The sequence below is a fragment of the Ascidiaceihabitans sp. genome, from assembly GCF_039986515.1.
In the GTDB taxonomy this organism is placed as follows: Bacteria; Pseudomonadota; Alphaproteobacteria; order Rhodobacterales; family Rhodobacteraceae; genus Ascidiaceihabitans.
Map to the genome: position 1 here is coordinate 67,000 of NZ_JBDWQO010000014.1, position 18,194 is coordinate 85,193.

21 protein-coding genes are annotated in these 18,194 nt (G+C 55.3%); 11 read left to right on the plus strand and 10 right to left on the minus strand.

From position 1 onward, the window contains the following. Positions 1 to 3 precede the first annotated feature (3 nt). Positions 4 to 504, minus strand: coding sequence for a YbjN domain-containing protein (locus tag ABJL60_RS12655; protein WP_108827409.1), 501 nt, complete (start codon positions 502 to 504; stop codon positions 4 to 6). 327 nt (positions 505 to 831) lie between these two features. Further along, positions 832 to 1,071, minus strand: a complete 240-nt coding sequence (locus ABJL60_RS12660) for an accessory factor UbiK family protein (RefSeq protein WP_108827408.1) — start codon at positions 1,069 to 1,071, stop codon at positions 832 to 834. A gap of 96 nt (positions 1,072 to 1,167) precedes the next feature. Between ABJL60_RS12660 and lgt the strand changes: the two genes are divergently transcribed. The 5 genes from lgt (at position 1,168) to ABJL60_RS12685 (ending at position 5,346) form a co-directional block, all read left to right on the plus strand. Then, on the plus strand, positions 1,168 to 2,058 hold the full coding sequence (gene lgt / locus ABJL60_RS12665) for a prolipoprotein diacylglyceryl transferase (RefSeq protein ID WP_348375832.1): 891 nt from the start codon (positions 1,168 to 1,170) through the stop codon (positions 2,056 to 2,058). After that, positions 2,055 to 3,110, plus strand: a complete 1,056-nt coding sequence (locus tag ABJL60_RS12670) for an SAM-dependent methyltransferase (RefSeq protein ID WP_348375833.1) — start codon at positions 2,055 to 2,057, stop codon at positions 3,108 to 3,110. Before lgt ends, ABJL60_RS12670 begins: the two co-directional genes overlap by 4 nt. Then, the gene (pgeF, locus tag ABJL60_RS12675; protein ID WP_348289097.1) at positions 3,107 to 3,862 is read left to right on the plus strand and encodes a peptidoglycan editing factor PgeF; all 756 of its coding nucleotides are present in this window, start codon (positions 3,107 to 3,109) and stop codon (positions 3,860 to 3,862) included. The genes ABJL60_RS12670 and pgeF overlap by 4 nt, the downstream gene beginning before the upstream one ends. Before the next feature lie 281 nt (positions 3,863 to 4,143). After that, positions 4,144 to 4,284 (plus strand): hypothetical protein, encoded by a 141-nt coding sequence (locus ABJL60_RS12680; RefSeq protein WP_348289098.1) that lies wholly within the window; start codon positions 4,144 to 4,146, stop codon positions 4,282 to 4,284. Positions 4,285 to 4,677: 393 nt separating this feature from the next. Beyond that, positions 4,678 to 5,346 carry a Hint domain-containing protein gene (locus ABJL60_RS12685; RefSeq protein WP_348320098.1) on the plus strand — a complete coding sequence of 223 codons (669 nt, stop codon included), beginning with the start codon at positions 4,678 to 4,680 and terminating at the stop codon, positions 5,344 to 5,346. A gap of 17 nt (positions 5,347 to 5,363) precedes the next feature. Here the strand turns inward: ABJL60_RS12685 and ABJL60_RS12690 are convergent, their stop codons facing one another. Continuing rightward, the gene (locus ABJL60_RS12690; RefSeq protein ID WP_108827405.1) at positions 5,364 to 5,864 is read right to left on the minus strand and encodes an Lrp/AsnC family transcriptional regulator; all 501 of its coding nucleotides are present in this window, start codon (positions 5,862 to 5,864) and stop codon (positions 5,364 to 5,366) included. Positions 5,865 to 6,064: 200 nt separating this feature from the next. Here ABJL60_RS12690 and trxB point away from each other — a divergent pair, with 200 nt between their 5' ends. The 3 genes from trxB (at position 6,065) to ABJL60_RS12705 (ending at position 10,727) form a co-directional block, all read left to right on the plus strand. After that, positions 6,065 to 7,006 (plus strand): thioredoxin-disulfide reductase, encoded by a 942-nt coding sequence (gene trxB / locus ABJL60_RS12695; RefSeq protein WP_108827404.1) that lies wholly within the window; start codon positions 6,065 to 6,067, stop codon positions 7,004 to 7,006. 162 nt (positions 7,007 to 7,168) lie between these two features. Further along, a complete protein-coding gene (locus ABJL60_RS12700; RefSeq protein ID WP_348289103.1) occupies positions 7,169 to 8,854 on the plus strand; it encodes an adenylate/guanylate cyclase domain-containing protein in 1,686 nt (561 codons plus the stop codon). 154 nt (positions 8,855 to 9,008) lie between these two features. Then, complete coding sequence (locus ABJL60_RS12705; protein WP_108827402.1) at positions 9,009 to 10,727, plus strand: bifunctional sulfate adenylyltransferase/adenylylsulfate kinase; 1,719 nt, start codon at positions 9,009 to 9,011, stop codon at positions 10,725 to 10,727. 86 nt (positions 10,728 to 10,813) lie between these two features. On the opposite strand, the gene ABJL60_RS12710 is transcribed toward ABJL60_RS12705, so the two are convergent. The 5 genes from ABJL60_RS12710 to ABJL60_RS12730 form a co-directional block, all read right to left on the minus strand. Beyond that, the gene (locus ABJL60_RS12710) at positions 10,814 to 11,671 is read right to left on the minus strand and encodes a glycosyltransferase family 10 (protein ID WP_348375834.1); all 858 of its coding nucleotides are present in this window, start codon (positions 11,669 to 11,671) and stop codon (positions 10,814 to 10,816) included. A gap of 72 nt (positions 11,672 to 11,743) precedes the next feature. Beyond that, the gene (locus tag ABJL60_RS12715) at positions 11,744 to 12,613 is read right to left on the minus strand and encodes a PhzF family phenazine biosynthesis protein (RefSeq protein ID WP_348375835.1); all 870 of its coding nucleotides are present in this window, start codon (positions 12,611 to 12,613) and stop codon (positions 11,744 to 11,746) included. After that, complete coding sequence (locus ABJL60_RS12720; RefSeq protein WP_348375836.1) at positions 12,610 to 13,497, minus strand: hypothetical protein; 888 nt, start codon at positions 13,495 to 13,497, stop codon at positions 12,610 to 12,612. The genes ABJL60_RS12715 and ABJL60_RS12720 overlap by 4 nt, the downstream gene beginning before the upstream one ends. 3 nt (positions 13,498 to 13,500) lie before the next feature. Beyond that, positions 13,501 to 13,725: a DUF1150 family protein gene (locus ABJL60_RS12725; RefSeq protein WP_108827398.1), complete on the minus strand. Its 225-nt coding sequence runs from the start codon at positions 13,723 to 13,725 to the stop codon at positions 13,501 to 13,503. Positions 13,726 to 13,728: 3 nt separating this feature from the next. Further along, positions 13,729 to 14,142, minus strand: coding sequence for an Hsp20 family protein (locus tag ABJL60_RS12730; protein ID WP_348289107.1), 414 nt, complete (start codon positions 14,140 to 14,142; stop codon positions 13,729 to 13,731). Between the two features lie 159 nt (positions 14,143 to 14,301). Between ABJL60_RS12730 and ABJL60_RS12735 the strand changes: the two genes are divergently transcribed. From ABJL60_RS12735 to ABJL60_RS12745, 3 genes are all read left to right on the plus strand, one after another. Beyond that, positions 14,302 to 14,526, plus strand: a complete 225-nt coding sequence (locus ABJL60_RS12735) for a DUF465 domain-containing protein (RefSeq protein ID WP_108827396.1) — start codon at positions 14,302 to 14,304, stop codon at positions 14,524 to 14,526. Positions 14,527 to 14,665: 139 nt separating this feature from the next. Continuing rightward, complete coding sequence (purE, locus tag ABJL60_RS12740; RefSeq protein ID WP_348289109.1) at positions 14,666 to 15,160, plus strand: 5-(carboxyamino)imidazole ribonucleotide mutase; 495 nt, start codon at positions 14,666 to 14,668, stop codon at positions 15,158 to 15,160. Further along, positions 15,153 to 16,223 (plus strand): 5-(carboxyamino)imidazole ribonucleotide synthase, encoded by a 1,071-nt coding sequence (locus ABJL60_RS12745; protein WP_348375837.1) that lies wholly within the window; start codon positions 15,153 to 15,155, stop codon positions 16,221 to 16,223. The genes purE and ABJL60_RS12745 overlap by 8 nt, the downstream gene beginning before the upstream one ends. A gap of 33 nt (positions 16,224 to 16,256) precedes the next feature. On the opposite strand, the gene ABJL60_RS12750 is transcribed toward ABJL60_RS12745, so the two are convergent. Both ABJL60_RS12750 and ABJL60_RS12755 read right to left on the minus strand, forming a co-directional pair. After that, on the minus strand, positions 16,257 to 17,402 hold the full coding sequence (locus tag ABJL60_RS12750; protein WP_348375838.1) for an alpha-D-ribose 1-methylphosphonate 5-triphosphate diphosphatase: 1,146 nt from the start codon (positions 17,400 to 17,402) through the stop codon (positions 16,257 to 16,259). Further along, positions 17,389 to 18,159: an alpha/beta fold hydrolase gene (locus ABJL60_RS12755; protein ID WP_348289115.1), complete on the minus strand. Its 771-nt coding sequence runs from the start codon at positions 18,157 to 18,159 to the stop codon at positions 17,389 to 17,391. The genes ABJL60_RS12750 and ABJL60_RS12755 overlap by 14 nt, the downstream gene beginning before the upstream one ends. Positions 18,160 to 18,194: the final 35 nt, after the last annotated feature.

An 18,194-nucleotide genomic window follows, 5' to 3' on the forward strand; every position in this document is an offset into this window, starting at 1 on the left:
GTGTTACGCGCGGCCGTATGCCTCTGCAATGGCAACTTGCATCGCGTCTTTGGGGGTCCGATCGCCCCAGACAAGCAATTGCAATGCAGGGTAATATCGCTCGGCGCTCATGACGGCGGCATTGATCATGGTGTCGACCTGATCAGGGCCTGCATCCTGACCACCAGCCAGCACCAGCCCATAACGGTACACCATAAGCTTTTGTTCCGCCCAATAGGTAAAGGACCCGGCCCAGCACTGATCATTCACAAGGTTCAACAATTCGTAAAGCGCAGGCAGCTTTTCTTCCGGCGGCTCCATTTCAAAAGTGCATACCATACGCAAAGTCTCATCATATCCCGACCAGGCAAGGGTCACAGAATAGGTGCGCCATTGGCCTTCCACAGCCATGGCAATCTGGTCATCAGCAATGCGGTCAAAATCCCACTCGTGATGCACTGCGATGTGCTCGACCAAATCAATGGGGTGAATATCGTCTTCAATGAACTGTTCGGAAAGGGCCATGAATACCACCAGTCTATTGGGTTAGCGAAGGGGGTCATTAACGCCCCAAACACTAGATGCCTGCATGAGATATCGGGGATCACCCCCGTACCTTCACAACATATGGTGCTATGCGCATAAGCATCTGGCAACCCTTTAGTTGGGGATAACCGCAATAACTTGTGGACAAAGACAACCTGACATCAAGATAATGCGGGCTGGACTTCTTTTCGCTATAAATATCCTCGCCGAAGGCATGCTGTGTGCAAACACAAAAGCGCCCCACCTAAAGGCAGGGCGATCACTTTCCACCAGCTGTAAATTGTAATGGCGCGGCAGCGCCTCCGGTTATTTGGCTTCCAGCGCCTCAAGACGTGCTTTTAGCGCTTCGTTTTCTTCACGTGCCTTCTGGGCCATGGCGCGCACCGCGTCGAATTCTTCGCGAGTCACGAAATCACGGTCTGCCAGCCAACGATCCATCAGCGACTTCATCGCTGTTTCGGCTTCATCTTTGGCGCCTTGCGCCACGCCCATTGCGTTGGTCATCAACTGGGAAATATCATCAAAAATCTTACCGCGGGCTTGCATGGGGCGTTTCTCCTTCGTGGGTATCCCTTATATGGGGCTACGGTGTGGGTTGCGCAAGGTTGACTTCGCCCATGAAGCAGAGGCATTCAGACGCAGATGAAAGCCATGATCCCCTTCCCCAATATCTCGCCCGAGATATTTTCCGTTACTCTGTTCGGTATGGAATTTGCGCTGCGATGGTATGCGCTGGCCTATATTGCAGGTATTTTGATCGGGTGGCGTTTGGTTGTCATGGCGATCAAAGCGCCACGGCTATGGCCAGAGCACCAACCCGTCATGACGCCTCAACAGATCGAGGATCTGCTGACATGGGTGATTTTGGGTGTCATTTTTGGCGGTCGTTTGGGGTATGTGTTTTTCTACCAACCTGCAGCCTATCTGCAAAACCCGACCCAAATCCTGTTTTTGTGGCAAGGGGGGATGGCCTTTCACGGTGGTTTGATCGGCGTCATCATCGCAGGGTGGCTGTACACGCGGCGTTACGGCATCCCAAAACTAAGTGCTGCCGATATCGTGGTGCTTGGCGTCCCTCCGGGGCTGCTGCTTGGCCGTTTTGCCAACTTCATCAACGCAGAGCTTTGGGGCCGCCCCACCGATCTGCCTTGGGGTGTGCCTTTCCCCACGCAAGCCGCGCAATACTGCCCCGATGTGGTGGGGCTTTGCGCCCGCCACCCGTCGCAATTGTATGAAGCCGCACTTGAAGGGCTTTTGCTAGGCGCTGTTTTGCTTTGGCTTGTCTGGCGCCGCGATGCTCTGAAAAAGCCCGGTCTTGTGGCTGGCACATTCTTTGCAGGCTACGGGCTGGCGCGGTTTCTGGTTGAATTTGTACGCCAACCAGACGCGCATTTCATCACCGACACCAACCCGTTGGGGTTGGCTTTGCAGGTGGGTGGATACGGATTGACGATGGGGCAACTGCTGTCTTTGCCCATGATCGTCGTGGGCCTTGTTTTGATCATTCGCGCGCGGCGCACCGCAGCGGCGTGAGCCTTAAAGACATCATTGTCCGGCGCATCCGCCACGATGGTCCGCTCAGTGTCGCCGACTATATGGCGACGTGTTTGCTGCATCCCGAACACGGATACTACAGCACACGCGACCCGTTTGGCACAGACGGGGATTTCACCACTGCACCGGAAATCAGCCAGATGTTTGGTGAGCTTATCGGCCTTTCCCTGGCCCAAAGCTGGTTGGATCAAGGCGCCCCCGACCGTTTCACATTGGCAGAACTGGGCCCGGGGCGCGGCACCATGATGGCTGACGTTTTACGCGCCACCGCAAAAGTGCCCGGTTTTCATACCGCAGCCCAAGTCACACTGTTCGAAGCCTCAAGCACGTTGCGACGCATACAAAGCGACACGATTGTACATCCTTTGACCTATCTGGAAGACATCGCTGATCTGCCACAACTCCCATTGTTTCTGGTGGCCAATGAATTTTTCGACGCTTTGCCCATACGACAATTCGTGCGTGACGGTGCAGGCTGGCGGGAACGGCAAGTGGGAATAGACGGCGAAATATTGCAATTCGGCCTTGGTCCCAACCTTCCCCAACCGGCCTTATCGCACCGGCTGGAAGACACCAAAGACGGCGACATGATCGAAGACTGCCCCGGTGCCGCCCCTATCATCGACGGCATCGGAACATGCATCACACGGCATGGCGGCGCTGCGATTGTCATTGACTATGGCGATTGGCGCAGTCTTGGCGACACGCTTCAAGCGTTGCAAAACCATGCCCCAACAGATCCTTTACAGTGTCCCGGAGGCGCTGACCTAACCGCCCACGTCGATTTTGAAGCCCTGTGCGCCGCTGTGCCCTGTGCCCATTCCAAAGTAACGCCACAAGGTGTTTTTCTAGAACGGTTAGGCATTACCCAAAGGGCGCAATCGCTGGCTGCGTCTTTGCGTGACGCGGCACTTGATGCGCATATTGATGCACATCGGCGCTTGACGCACCCCGACGAAATGGGAAACCTGTTCAAAGTGCTGGGCCTTTTTCCCAAGCAGCATGCGCCACCAGCGGGACTTGAACCATGACTCTCGAAATTCTGACCAGCGAAGCCCTGCAATCGATCAAGCACGGATTTTTCACGCGACGGGGCGGTGCGTCATCAGGCGTATTCGAGGGCCTGAATTGCGGGGTTGGCAGTTCGGATCAAACGGAAGTTGTAAAAATCAACAGGGCCCGTGTCGCGCAGGCCATGGACGTGGGCGAAGAAGAATTGGTCGGCGTGCATCAAATCCATTCTGCCGATGTCGTGACCGTGACACACGCGTCGTCTGAACGCCCCAAGGCGGACGCAATGGTCACAAGCACGCCTGGCATTGCTTTGGCTATTTTGACGGCCGATTGTCAGCCGGTTCTTTTTGCAGACACCAACGCAGGCGTGATCGGTGCCGCGCACGCAGGTTCGCGGGGGGCATTGGATGGCGTTCTGGACGCAACTGTCGATGCCATGGTCTCAATCGGGGCGGACAGACAACGGATCACCGCCATCATAGGCCCTTCGATCAGCCAGCGCGCTTACGAAGTAGGTCCGGAATTCATGGACGATTTCATGATGGAAGATTCGCAAAACGCGCGTTTCTTTGCAGCCGGCACCGGAGATCGGATGCAGTTCGATTTGACTGGGTACGGCGTGCACCGTTTGCGCACCGCGGGTATCGGACATGCGGAATGGACACGGCATTGTACCTATTCCGATCCGGACCGTTTCTATTCGTACCGGCGCAGCGTGCATCGCAAAGAAGCCGATTACGGGCGACTGATTTCGGCCATTCGCCTGTAACGCGCCACGCTCTAATGATCAGAACAGTCCCAAATATGGCAACAATTCCATCGCAATCGCGCGAATTGTGTCCTGTCCTTTGGACCCAGTGACGCACAAAATCATAATGGCCCCTATTTTATTGGGGATGCAGCCCGAAGCCCCTGCCACATTTGACGCCCATTCCGTGACAACTTTCTACAAACTTTTCTTAAACGCGCCGCAAACCCGCCCAAGTGCAACGTCATACACGTCTCAACACCAAACACAGGGGTACCCCACCCCCGAGCAGGAACGCAGACATGAAAACGAACACACGCTTTATCAAGTCCATCACACAGACAGCCACTGACACGCAGGTTGTGATGCCATGGACACGCGGGACACGTCGTGCCGCCATGATCGCAAAACGTCAGGCAGCATCTTTTAAAAAGGCGGCCTAAACCAAGCGACTGAGGATCAGTTTGGTAACAAGTTCCCTCAGTTCAAACCCCTCGTTCGGCTTTGCGATTCGCAATTCGGAGCAGGGGTTTCTGGTTAATTGTGGCAAACTTCGACAATCTACCGGAAACAAAACCCCATATTTTGAGTGAATTGGCGCCGTTGTGCGCATAAATGTTCACTCCTTTTTGACAATGCGCTAAGTTTTGCAGGAATTTGGCCTCATCGAGACACATGAACCCAGTTCGTCTGTCGTTGTCGGTGGGGGCCGACGCAGATGTGACCAACCATACGAGGTTACTCGCATGACGACCCCTGCGGCTGCGCTTTGCCAGCCTACTTCTTCTGCGCCATTTCACGGCCAGACACCGCCGGCACGCACGGCAATGCCTTCTATGCGAACATACGAAGTTGTTTCAAAACGCGCTGATGGCACACTTCACATCGGGCAACACAAAGCGCCCGCATTGCCCTTGTTCGAAAGCGCATTTGCAGCCTTCGGGCACGGCACGCTGATCCAGACGAACCAGGGTGATGTGGCAATCGAAGACCTCCAGCCGGGCGAAATGGTTCACACCTCAAGCGGAGATCCCGCAGAGGTATTGTGGATCGGATCAGCCAATTTTGTGCCTGCGGATGTCGGAAGACGCACGTCGTTGACGCGGATTATGGCAGATACGTTTGGCCAATCCCGCCCTGCGTCTTTTCTGACCGTCGGACCCTCGGCGCGTATTTTGCAAACACCTGCACATTTGCGAGGCGAAGCACATGGTAAGGCAATGTTCACGCCGGCACGGGACTTTGTCGACGGGATGAACGTCATCGAAGTGACGCCCCCGACGCAAGTGCGCCTATTTCATATTTGCCTGTCGCGCCATGCAGCGATCAATGTCGGAGGATTGGAAATGGAAACATTCCATCCGGGATCAGCAGCCGTACGGTCCGTCAGCCATGCGATGCGTGATCTGTTCTTGTCGATGTTTCCACATATCTCGCATGTCAGCGATTTTGGGCCGTTGGCGCACCCGCGCGCACCAGACAACGATGTGGATCAGTTGATTTAAGAAAATCTGCAGATAGGCTACGCCTGCTTGGCTAGCCTATCTTCCAACACATCAAACGGGACACCCGGTTGATCCTTGGCGCCACGAATAACAAGCGATGTCTTTACGCTGGCAACGTTAGGCGTGGTCAAAAGCTGACCTGTCAGAAAGCTTTGGAAACTGGACAGGTCGGGGGCCACGCATTTTAGCATAAAGTCCACTTCGCCATTCAGCATGTGGCATTCGCGAACCAGAGGCCACGTATCGCATTGCGCTTCAAATGCTGACAGATCAGTTTCGGCCTGACTGGCCAATCCCACCATGGCAAACACCTGCACTTCAAACCCAAGTTCTTTGGCGTCAACTTCGGCGTGGTAGCCTTTGATGTAGCCGCTGTCTTCCAAAGTGCGCACCCGCCGCAAACAGGGGGGTGCAGAAATACCAACGCGTTTGGCCAACTCTACATTGGTCATTCGGCCATCGGCTTGCAATTCTGCGAGAATCTTGCGGTCAATCGGATCAAGACGTGTACTTGCCATAACATCTCCTATTTCGCGGTTGTTATAACACCGCCCCATTCAGCGCAACAATGTTTCGCAGTCTCGCAAGAATATTTCCTGACATAAATGCTCCGCAAAATGTGTATGCCTGCTGCTGCGACAATCCATTTGTGGGGTTTAAGCGTGGGCATGGCCCCGCTATATCACTTGGGCTGCACATTATTGTTTCGGGGGGCCACATGGCTGAGCAACGTAAAACCAAAGTTTTGATCATCGGCTCTGGCCCTGCGGGCTATACCGCCGGCGTCTATGCAAGCCGCGCCATGTTAAATCCTATTCTGGTTCAAGGGATTGAGCCGGGTGGGCAATTGACCACCACCACCGAAGTCGAAAACTGGCCCGGCGATACCGAAGTACAAGGACCGGATTTGATGGTGCGCATGCAAGACCACGCAGCAGCCATGGGATGCGAGATCATCCACGACATCATTACATCCGTTGATTTCGAAAATCGCCCCTTTGTCGCCCAGTCTGACAGCGGCACAGAATATGTCGCCGATGCAATCATTCTGGCGACGGGTGCCCGTGCCAAGTGGCTCGGCTTGCCTTCTGAAGAGAAGTTCAAAGGCTTCGGCGTCTCTGCTTGTGCCACATGCGACGGTTTCTTTTACCGTGGCCAAGAGATCGTGGTGATCGGCGGCGGCAACACCGCTGTGGAAGAAGCGCTATTTTTGACCAATTTCGCGTCCAAAGTTACGTTGATCCATCGCCGTGACGAATTGCGTGCCGAAAAAATTCTGATCGACCGTTTGCAAAAGAACCCAAAGATCGAACCGTTGTGGTTCCATGAACTACATGAGGTCTACGGCACAGACAGCCCAATGGGCGTTGAGGGCGTAAAGGTAAAAAACACCCAAACCGGTGAAATATCAGACATCCCAGCCAAAGGTGTCTTCGTGGCGATCGGGCATGCCCCCGCCAATGAATTGGTAAAAGACGTGCTGGACACCCACATGGGCGGCTACGTCGTGACCAAACCCGACAGCACCGAAACTTCGATTCCGGGCGTGTTTGCCGCGGGCGACCTGACCGATCACAAGTACCGTCAGGCCGTTACATCTGCTGGCATGGGCTGCATGGCCGCCTTGGAAGCAGAGCGTTGGATTGCCGAACAAGAGTGATAGGCCGCACCGCTTGTCCTATGGGCCGCGCTGCGCGGGCGGGGGCTCTGCCCCCATCCTGCGGATTCCCCCGGGATATTTTTGGCGAAAAGAATGAAGCGGCTCTGTCCTTGACGGCTGAACGTCCCTTGCACAAAGTTACATTTGAACAAGGGGCATTTCATGAACGGCCTATGGCAAGGTAATCTGGCAACACGTCTACGCATTGGCAGTGGCTTGATCCTGTTTGCCTATGCGTTTTTCCATTTTATCAACATTGGCTTGGGACTGGTGTCCCCGACTTGGATGGACGCCTTTCAGGACAGTCGCCAATGGATCACCCGCAGCGCCATTGGCAGCGTCGTTTTGTATGCGGCCTTCGGTATTCATGCGATCTTGGCCTTCGTCAAACTGGCCGGTCGCCGCACGTTGCGTATGCCCGTTTGGGAGGCCGTTCAAATCATCTTGGGGTTGATGATCCCTGCCCTTTTGATCACACACATCGTTCATACGCGTGCGGCCCATGAAATTCTGAACGTCGATGACCAAATGGGCTATATTATGGTTCTGATCCACGGCACTTGGTCGGGCCTGAAGCAAAGTCTGCTTTTGTTGATTGTTTGGGTTCATGGTTGTGCGGGCTTGCACTTTTGGTTGCGCCCACTGCCATGGTGGCACAGGTGGCAGCCTGCATTGATTGGCTGCGCCGTGCTGGTTCCTGCCTTTGCGCTTGCCGGTTTCCTGGTCGAAGGCCGCCGGTTGGTGGCCGCTTTTGCCGATGAAGACACGCAACTGGACATGATGGACAACTACAATTGGCCCGGCCCAAGCGAATTTGCTTTTCTGGTTAAAACCACCGAATGGGCTTTGACCGTTTTTGGCGCCGTCATTTTGTTGGTCGTTGGATACTACCTTTTGCGCAAGACTTTGGCCCGCCGCCGTGCCGTATCTGTGCACTACATCGATGGCCCTGCAATCACCGCCCCCAAAGGGCTTACCCTGTTGGAAATGTCGCGTGCCAACGGTGTGCCGCACACCGCCCTTTGTGGTGGCAAGGGGCGGTGCACCACATGCCGCGTTGTGGTCGAGGAAGGTTTGGATTTACTGCATCCCCCCTCTGAGGCCGAAGCCAAAAGCCTTGCCGCCGTAGGGGCGGGTCCCAAGACACGACTAGCTTGCCAAATCAAACCAACCGACCCGACAACCGTTTTCCGGGTTTTCCAAGACGGTCGCAAAAGACGTGCCCATGCCACGCAGGGCGAAGAAAAAGAACTGGCAGTTCTGTTTCTGGACATGCGTGGATTTACAGCCCGCACCACCGGACAATTGCCCTACGACGTCGTTTTTCTGCTCAACCGCTTCTTTGATGCGGTTGTTCCGGCTGTCACGCGCAACAATGGCACAATCGACAAATACATGGGCGACGGCTTTTTGGCGGTATTTGAAACGGCCGACGCCCATAGCTCTGCGCAGGCCGCATTGCGCGCGACCATGGGCATCGCCAAAGCGCTGGCATCGTTCAACGTGCAGCTGAACGCCGAAGGCCAACCCCCCGTCGCAATTGGCATCGGCGTACACTTGGGCGACGTAGTTTTGGGCGAAATCGGCGCGGCCGGACACGCCCCACGCACGTTGATCGGCGATACCGTCAACACTGCATCCCGCCTGGAGGCCATCACCAAAGAACACAGCGCTCAGGTCTTTTTATCGCAACCTTTGTTGAAGGCTGCCGGAATTGACATGCCAGCCAGCGCCATGATCGAACTGGACCTGCGCGGCGTGGCGGACGTTTTGCGGGCGCTCAAGGTCGAAAATGCAGAAACCCTAGATACGCAATTGTCAGATTTTGGCACATTGAAACCGGCGTAACACCGCCAGTTTCCCTGTCTCTCGCTGATTTTCTGCAACGCAGCACGAATAATGCCCCAATTTCCATGCCAATTGCTAGACTTTTGCCACATTCGCGGTTTAAGCCCCGCGCAACGGTCCAAAAGGGCCCAACCCGAGGCAAAAGAAGAACACCATGACGATTATCAGTAATCTTGCTCCGATCCCTGAACTGTTTGTATCCTACGATTCCGCCCAAAAGATGAAACTGGAGGCCGCAGAGCTGACCAGCCACGATCTGTCCCCGCGCCAGATTTGTGACCTTGAACTGTTGATGAACGGTGGGTTCAACCCGCTGAAAGGGTTCTTGTCGGAAGAAGACTACAACGGTGTTGTCGAAAACATGCGCCTGTCCACAGGTGAGCTTTGGCCAATGCCGATCACTTTGGACGTGTCCGAGGACTTTGCGGCGTCGCTGGAAATCGGCCAAGACATCGCCCTGCGCGACCAAGAAGGCGTCATCCTTGGCACCATGACTGTCACCGATCGCTGGGAGCCAAACAAAGCGCTTGAAGCTGAAAAGGTTTTTGGGGCCGATGACGATGCGCATCCGGCTGTGAACTACCTGCACAACCAAGCTGGCAAAATCTATCTGGGTGGTCCGGTCACTGGCATCCAACAGCCTGTGCATTATGATTTCCGCGCCCGCCGCGACACGCCTAATGAGATGCGCGCCTATTTCCGCAAAATGGGCTGGCGCAAAGTTGTGGCGTTCCAAACCCGTAACCCGTTGCACCGTGCGCACCAGGAACTGACGTTCCGCGCCGCGCGTGAAGCCCAAGCCAACTTGTTGATCCACCCCGTTGTCGGTCTGACCAAACCCGGCGACGTCGATCACTTTACCCGTGTGCGTTGCTACGAGGCTGTGCTGGACAAATATCCGCAAGCGACCACATCCATGTCCTTGCTGAACCTCGCCATGCGTATGGCAGGCCCCCGCGAAGCCGTTTGGCACGGTCTGATCCGCAAGAACCACGGCTGCACGCATTTCATCGTGGGCCGCGATCATGCTGGTCCCGGAAGCAACAGCCAAGGCGAAGATTTTTACGGCCCCTATGACGCCCAAGACCTTTTCCGCGCCCATCAAGACGAGATGGGCATCGAAATGGTCGACTTCAAACACATGGTTTGGGTCGCGGAGCGTGCGCAATATGAAGCAATCGACGAGATCAAAGATAAAGACAAAGTCACGATCCTGAACATTTCAGGCACCGAATTGCGCCGCCGTTTGGCGGAAGGTCTGGAAATTCCCGAATGGTTCTCGTTTCCTGAAGTCGTCAAAGAACTACGCCGCACCAAGCCGCCGCGTTCCAAGCAAGGCTTTACCGTCTTCTTCACCGGCTTTTCCGGTTCCGGCAAGTCCACCATTGCAAACGCTTTGATGGTCAAATTGATGGAAATGGGTGGACGTCCCGTGACACTTCTGGACGGGGACATCGTGCGTAAAAACCTGTCTTCAGAACTTGGGTTCAGCAAAGAACATCGCGATCTGAACATTCGCCGCATTGGCTATGTCGCATCCGAGATCACCAAAAATGGCGGTATCGCAATCTGTGCGCCGATCGCGCCTTATGCGACAACCCGACGGGCCGTGCGCGAAGATGTCGAAGCCTTTGGCGCCTTCGTCGAAGTACATGTCGCCACATCCATCGAAGAATGTGAACGCCGCGACCGCAAGGGGCTGTACAAGCTGGCGCGTGAAGGCAAAATCAAAGAATTCACAGGCATCTCAGATCCTTACGATGTGCCTGCAAGTCCGGAACTCAGTGTTGAGACGGAAAATGTCGATGTCGACAATTGCGCTCATCAGGTGCTTTTGAAGCTGGAAAGCATGGGATTGATCGCCGCAAACTAAGGGCGAACACTTTTATTGAATATGGGCGGGGGGTTCCTCGCCCTTTTTCGTTTTCGGATGCCATTTGGCTTGGAAGGTTTCCGGCCCTAAGCGTCCTGCTGCAGATTTTGAGCAGCAAGAATACGGTAGTCGCGCAGCGCGATGGCCTGTTTTTTGGCCTGCAATAAAGGTTCGCGCATAGCGTTGTATTTTGTCGCATCCGCCCCCGCGACGGCAGCCACCAAGGCATCCAAGCTGTCGCAAACAATAATACCCTTATCGTCAAAATAATGCGCAACATCCGGAGCGCCCCAGTAAATCGGGACGCTTTCGCACAACAGACTATCGATCAATTTCTCGGTAAAGTATCCGCCCGCTTGTATGTTTTCGATCACAACCGAAAAGCGGTAGGGCGCATGGCCTTCAGACTTATGATCAAACGGCGCGTATCCTCGCCCCATAATGTCCACGTCCAGCCCTTTGGTGCGCACCGCATCCACCACGGCATGACGCAGCTGATGCCCTGCGGTGTCGCGGCGCGCTGATGCAATCAAGGCAGTCTGCGCCGTTTTCGTCAGATCAATCTGCGCGTAGTCCGGCACCCAAGTGCTGGCAGCGGGCAAAAAGCGCGCGTTTGGTAAGCGTTTTAATGTCAGGGCATCGTGGGTGAAGACACGATGAAACCGTCGGTAAGACACGCGCAACATTGCCAAATGCCGTGCATGGATCAGACGTGGCTCCACAACCATTAACGATACTTTGGCCTGCGTTCCCCAATTCAATTTCCAATGTATGGACGTCTTGGGAAAGACCAGCAGATGGTCATATGGTTCCAGATCCGCGACCGTGCCTTCAAGCCTTTCGGGCGTGCCCAAAGGCCAATGCAGCGCATCCAGTGGCATCGCATCCAAATGCGCACCCATTTGATGCCCGTACGGCAAAACTGCAATATAGGGGTCACGCATAAACCTCTCCTTAGGGGTTGGCTTTGCGATAAAAATGCGCCGAAATCAACAACACAGGGCAACGCGCATATCTTACAGGTGCAATTTGCCAGACATCAGCACATAGCCGTACCCGGACACCTCGACGCCGGTTATCGCGTCCCGAGGCCCCAGCACCTTTACAGTTGCTTGCCCTGGCCGGCCCAGACCGTGCCCCTGTTGCGCTGTAAACTCAGGCGCTTCAATCAACCCGTGCGCCCACAAATAGGACGCCATCGCCCCTGTGGCAGACCCTGTGAATGGGTCTTCCGGTGGGCTTGGCGGGGCCAGCAGCAGCCGCGCATAAGTGTCTCCATCGGATGTTGCCCCATCCTGCGCCACCCAGAAAGGTTCCATAATGTCGACATCCTTCCGGCCCAGAAAATCTGCATAGCGATGCAACCCGTCAAGGTTCAACCGCACACGGTCTACATCGGCACGAGACTTCAGAACCGTGATGCAAAAGGGCAATCCGGTTGAGACGATTTGCGGAAGATGCACAATATCCTGCGCGTCCAATCCACCAACGGCGGCCACTATATCAGCGGGAACCTTTTGACCAAACACTGGCGGCACTTGGGTCATAGTGACATGGGTGCCATCCACACGCACAGGCACCAACCCCGCTTGCGTTTCCAACACCCAGTCCCCGTCGTCAATCAGCCCCCGGTGACGCATGGCAACCACAGTGGCCAAGGTCGGGTGGCCCGCAAAGGGGATTTCACGGCTGGCCAGAAAGTACCGAACCCGAATATCGGCGATATCTGACGGGCCGGTAAACGTACATTCCACAAGGGAGGTTTCGCGCACATAAGCAAGGCATTGCGCATCCTCCAAACCAGCCCCACCATGCGCCACCGCACACCCGTTGCCCCCAAAGGCCTGATCGGTGAAGGCATCGACCCAGTCAAATTCAAAGCTCATGATCCGTCTCTTCCGTAGTCTCGTGCAGCCCCAAAGTCGCGGCGCAATTTTTCAAACTCAGCCTCGAATGCAGCAAATGTTTGTCCAAAGGTGACTTCAAAGGCCCTGTCTCGATCTCTCAGCTTCCCCAAAGCTTCGAAGTAGTCGAACAACGCAGAAATCCCATGTTTTCGGGCCAGCATTAAGCAAGCAAAGCGCGACACGCCGTAGCCAGCAGGCCCTTTGACGCTGCTGGATTTTGACATCTCCGACAAAGTCAAACGACTACGACGCGCTCGATTTTGATATTCAAACACATCTTTCCCTGTGAACGCTGCAATCGGCGTGACAAAATCCGTCTCGATCAACTCCGCGGTGCCTTCCACCATCCAATTGGGACCCAACAACCAGTCATCCAACGGTTTGGACCGCCGCGCGGGCCGATCTTGTGCCAATTGGTACTGAATTTGATGGGTGAATTCATGGGCAAGAATTTGCGTCAGACGTGGACCAAGAGCCGCACGCCAGGCCGCGTCATAGGCATCCGGTTGCTGCCAGCACATCAGAATATAGTTGCGATTTGCAGCCGCGCCGATACGTTTCTGACCACACAAACGTTCGGTATCGATCGGCCTGCGCAGGGGGCGTCGGTCCAGAGCACGCAACCCCTTCGCAAGCCGTGCGCCCATATCCTCGGGCATGTCAGTGCCCACCAAAACGAAAGGTTGGTCCAGCGTCAAACCATGTTGTTTTTCAAAGTAGGTTTCGACCTGACGGTATGCGTCTTGCAATATAGCTTGTTTGGCTTGCGCCCCGACGCCGTCCGTTTCGATTTGCGGGCGTGGGCCAGCCGATACAACCGTGCCACAAAGGCACAAGGCCAGACCGACTGCCCGCCATATCATTTGTCAGTGTAAGGGCTGCGGCGCATAGTCATTCTGGCGGGCCAGAACATAAGCCAGACGTTCATCCGCAACCAAAGCAAGCTGCTGCCCGTCAGAGGCGTGTACAGCAAACAATTGCGGTGCATCGCCTGCGCTTTTGCGCACTTCGGGGGGCAGATCATCAACAACAACTGGCTTCACATAGACCATACGATCCGCGTCGGCGTTCAATTCATAACGTGTGTTCATGTCTTACCCTTTCCGGATATTGATGGTTTGGACAACTGTTTCGGGCTTTGCGCGGGTCAAATCGACATGCAAAAGCCCGTGTTCCATGATTGCTTCCCCGACCTCTACGCCATCGGCCAACACGAAGCTGCGCTGAAACTGACGGGCTGCGATGCCACGGTGCAAGAAGATGCGACCATCCGGGCTGTCGGACTGGCGACCACGAATGACCAATTGGCGATCTTCGACTGTGATGGCCAAATCCTCCTCGGCAAACCCCGCAACCGCGAGCGTGATGCGGTAGGAATAGTCAGAGGTTTGTTCAATATTGAAAGGCGGATAGCCTTCGTTGCCGGACTTGGCGGTGCGTTCCACCAGGCGTTCCAGCTGCTCGAATCCCAGCATATGGGGATAAGAGGCAAGGGTCATTTTTGTCATGCGACACGTCCTTATCATACCAAGCGACAGTCAATTCAGGTCCCGGCTGCGGCAACCCTAATCAGAATATGGTAAGAAAAATCCTACAGAACAAGGGCTATGCGCATTTAATGCATCACAGTATATTAAGGTTTCATTTCATAATCGGGATTCGTTTGTATGAACGCGCAGTCAGACATTGCCATGAAGACAGACGAAGTGTTGCGGGTCGAACTTGAAGTGTTTCGCTCAGAACATCGCGATCTGGACAGTGCCATTGCGGCTTTGGCCGAAAAGGCTGTCTCCGACCAATTGACCATCCGGCGCCTGAAAAAACAAAAACTGGCGTTGAAAGACCGCATCGCGCGGATAGAAGACCGCCTGACGCCCGACATTATCGCTTAAAGCCAATCGTCGGCGGCTTGGTGCAGGCGTTTTCTTTGAAAGAAAACGACGTGGAATTTTCGAAAAATTCCACACCCCGTTGCCTTAGTCTTGTTCCCAAGTATAGTGCGGTTTTATCGCACCAAAAGGCCGTGCCCGAATGACTGACAAAACCCCGCCTGTTGGCATAATCATGGGCAGTCAATCTGATTGGCCCACCATGCGCGAAGCTGCCGACGTTCTGGACGAACTGGGCATCCCTTATGAAAAAAAGATTGTGTCGGCACATCGCACCCCCGACCGCCTTTGGGACTACGGCAAAACCGCCGTGGACCGTGGTTTGCAAGTTATCATTGCAGGTGCAGGCGGGGCCGCACATTTGCCCGGTATGATGGCATCAAAGACGCGTGTGCCGGTGGTTGGCGTGCCTGTTCAAACCCAGGCCTTATCGGGTGTAGACAGCCTATATTCCATATTGCAAATGCCGCGCGGCTTCCCTGTCGCCACAATGGCCATCGGGGCCGCAGGCGCCAAGAACGCGGGGCTTATGGCCGCTGGTATTCTGGCCCTGAACGATCCCGCCCTAGCCCAGCGCCTTGACGCATGGCGCGTGGCCCTTTCCGCTTCTATTCCAGATGAGCCTTCAGATGAATGATCCCCTTCCCACCGGCGCAACCATTGGCATTCTGGGGGGCGGACAGCTGGGGCGCATGCTGTGTGTCGCGGCATCCCGCTTGGGGCTAAAGACCCACATTTTTGAACCCGGTGCGCAGCCCCCTGCGGGCGACGTTGCACATTCCGTGACCACGGCATCTTACGACGACGCAGGCGCCCTAAGGGCATTTGCAAATTCCGTTGACGTCATCACGTATGAATTTGAAAACATCCCGACGTCCGCGCTTGATGTTTTGGAAACGCTCAAACCCATTCGCCCAGGCCGCGAAGCTTTGCGGATTTCCCAAGACCGTCTGACAGAGAAATCCTTTTTGGAAAGCCTTGGCCTGAAAGTCGCCCCCTATGCTGACATTCCGGACATGGCAGCCTTAGACGCTGCAATGGCGACCATCGGTGCGCCCTCGATCTTGAAAACACGCCGGTTTGGATACGACGGCAAGGGGCAAGCCCGGATCATGGATGTCTCGGATGCTTCTGATGCTTTTGCGTCTATGGCAGGTGCTCCCGCTGTTCTGGAAGGCTTTGTGGACTTCAGCTTTGAAATATCGGTCATCGCGGCACGCAGTGCAGGCGGGGACGTGGCGTGTTTCGATCCCGGCCAGAATGTGCATCGTGACGGCATTTTACACACCACAACTGTGCCTGCGAAGCTGTCAGCGTCATTGCGCACAGATGCCGTTTTGATCGCAGCCAACATCCTGAATGCATTGGATTACGTTGGTGTTTTGGGTGTTGAGTTGTTTGTCACGCCAAACGGTTTGATCGTCAACGAAATCGCCCCTCGGGTGCACAATTCAGGGCACTGGACCCAAAATGGCTGTGTTGTCGACCAGTTTGAACAACACATTCGTGCGGTTGCCGGGTGGGCGCTGGGGGACGGCAAGCGCCATTCCGACGTCGAGATGGAAAACCTGATCGGCGACGACATGGACCGTGTACCAGAGCTTGCGACGACCCCCAATGTGGCATTGCATTTGTATGGCAAGTCTGAGGTAAAGCCGGGCCGCAAAATGGGCCACATCAACCGGATTATCCATCCGTAAAATGAGACTTGCGATTGAGTGTCGGGTCGACGCCTAAAGGGCGTTTACAAATCGATCCGCAATATCGCCAGACATGTAACTCACGCGGCCCTGTGACAGGGTTGCGGCGACTTTGTCTTGTGCGTCCAAGACAACCAGATCGGCCCGCAAGCCTGCTTTCAGCTGCCCCCGATCTTTGAGCCCAAGCACCTCTGCCGGCCCTTTGGACACCAGCCCCCAAGCTTGCGCAAAATCCATTGCGCCGCTTTTGGCCAACATCAAGGCGGCACGGCGCGGGCTGGGGTAGTGATAATCCGACGCGATGGCATCGCAATGTCCCATGATGATCAAATCAAGTGCGCTGACATTGCCCTTGTGGGATCCCCCACGCACCACATTGGGCGCCCCCAACACGACGCGGCCCTGCGCTGACGTCGTTGCTTCTGCCGCTTCAAGCGTCTCGGGGAATTCCGCGACATGCACGCCCCGTGCCTGCCACGTAGCACAGCCCACTTGTGTGCTGTCGTCATGGCTGCCCATCTGCACGCCTTGGGTTTGAAGTCGGGCACAAAGCACATCCAACGCAGCAGGCACTTCATTGGTACGGCGATGCATCTCCAGCATCATGGCGAAATGAACCTCGGGGTTGCGCCCTGCTTTCAATGCCTGCCCCACAACACGAGGTGGTTTGCGCCCCTCGGCCAGCCTGTCGTGTGGCAGGTGGTCGTTAAACACAACGTACTCCACACCCCAGTCCGCAATTTTTTCGGGCAACCCGTCATAGTCATCCAACAAATGCGTTTCGAACCGCAATTGCGGACGGATATCAGTCACCATTGCGCCGCGGGTGTCACGGATCGCACACAGCACTTGATCGGCAAAATCCATCGACCGCAAGCCACCTTCCCAGCTGGCGAATTGTGCCATGACACCCGTTGTGATTCCGTTGGCTGCAAGCTCTGCCTCGGCGGCCAGCAGGCCTTCATGCATCTGTTTCATGGCACCACGTCTGGGGGCCAAGTGCCGCTCAAAGCCGTCGCCATGTACGTCGATGATCCCCGGGAGAATCCGAAAGCCCGCCAGATCCACACGGCGCGGCATGTTTTGATCCGAGATTACGCCATCTGTGATGCTGAGGGTCCGGTCTTCGAAACCAGCTGCGCCAAGAACATCTGCGCCGGTAAATTCAACGTTCAACACGCACGCCCCCGATCAAGCAATCTTCGCCTTCGCATCCCAACCGCGACAACACAGCTTCGCCCCATGTCAGATCATGGTCGAATTGCCCCTCCTTCAAAAAGACAAGTGTTTCGGTGATCACACGCAAGTTATTCATCATAAATGTATGTGTGACAGGCAGCACGATATGGTCTGTCATGCCCTGCACACGCGTGGATGCCACGCTGACTTTGCCATCGTCGGGTCCGGGCAACACGGACGAAAAATAAGCATTCAGCGATTGATCGCCAGCAATGACCCCAAGCGTGAAATCTACGGGCGGCAAGCGGCGCGGCAGGCTGTCGGCCCCTGTTCCAAGCTGCCCGCCTGCGGGACCATTTAACAATCCAAAGCCGTAAACATCCCCCAACACATCAACAACTTCACTGCCCTGATTTGGCGGGGCCAGCATGACCGCATGGTCCAATGTCGGTGCATCATTGCGGCTTAACCAGTCGCGCAACAATATCCCCCCCATCGAGTGGGTGACGACATGCGCCTTTTGCGTCCCACATGCGGCAAAGGCATCAGGCAACGTCTGATCCGCCAACACCGACACTTTTGCATCCCGCGACGGGTAGCCGGGGTTCACAACTGTGTACCCTTCGCCCTCAAGCACCGATTCCATGACCGCAAACGACACATCCGTGCGCGCCAATCCATGTAGCAAAATCACACATTCCGCCGCAGCAAGCCGGGGCAAGATCATAAACGTCAAAAGGGTCAATGCATATCTCATGACGCACCAGATAGACCTTCTGTGCCCTATATGGA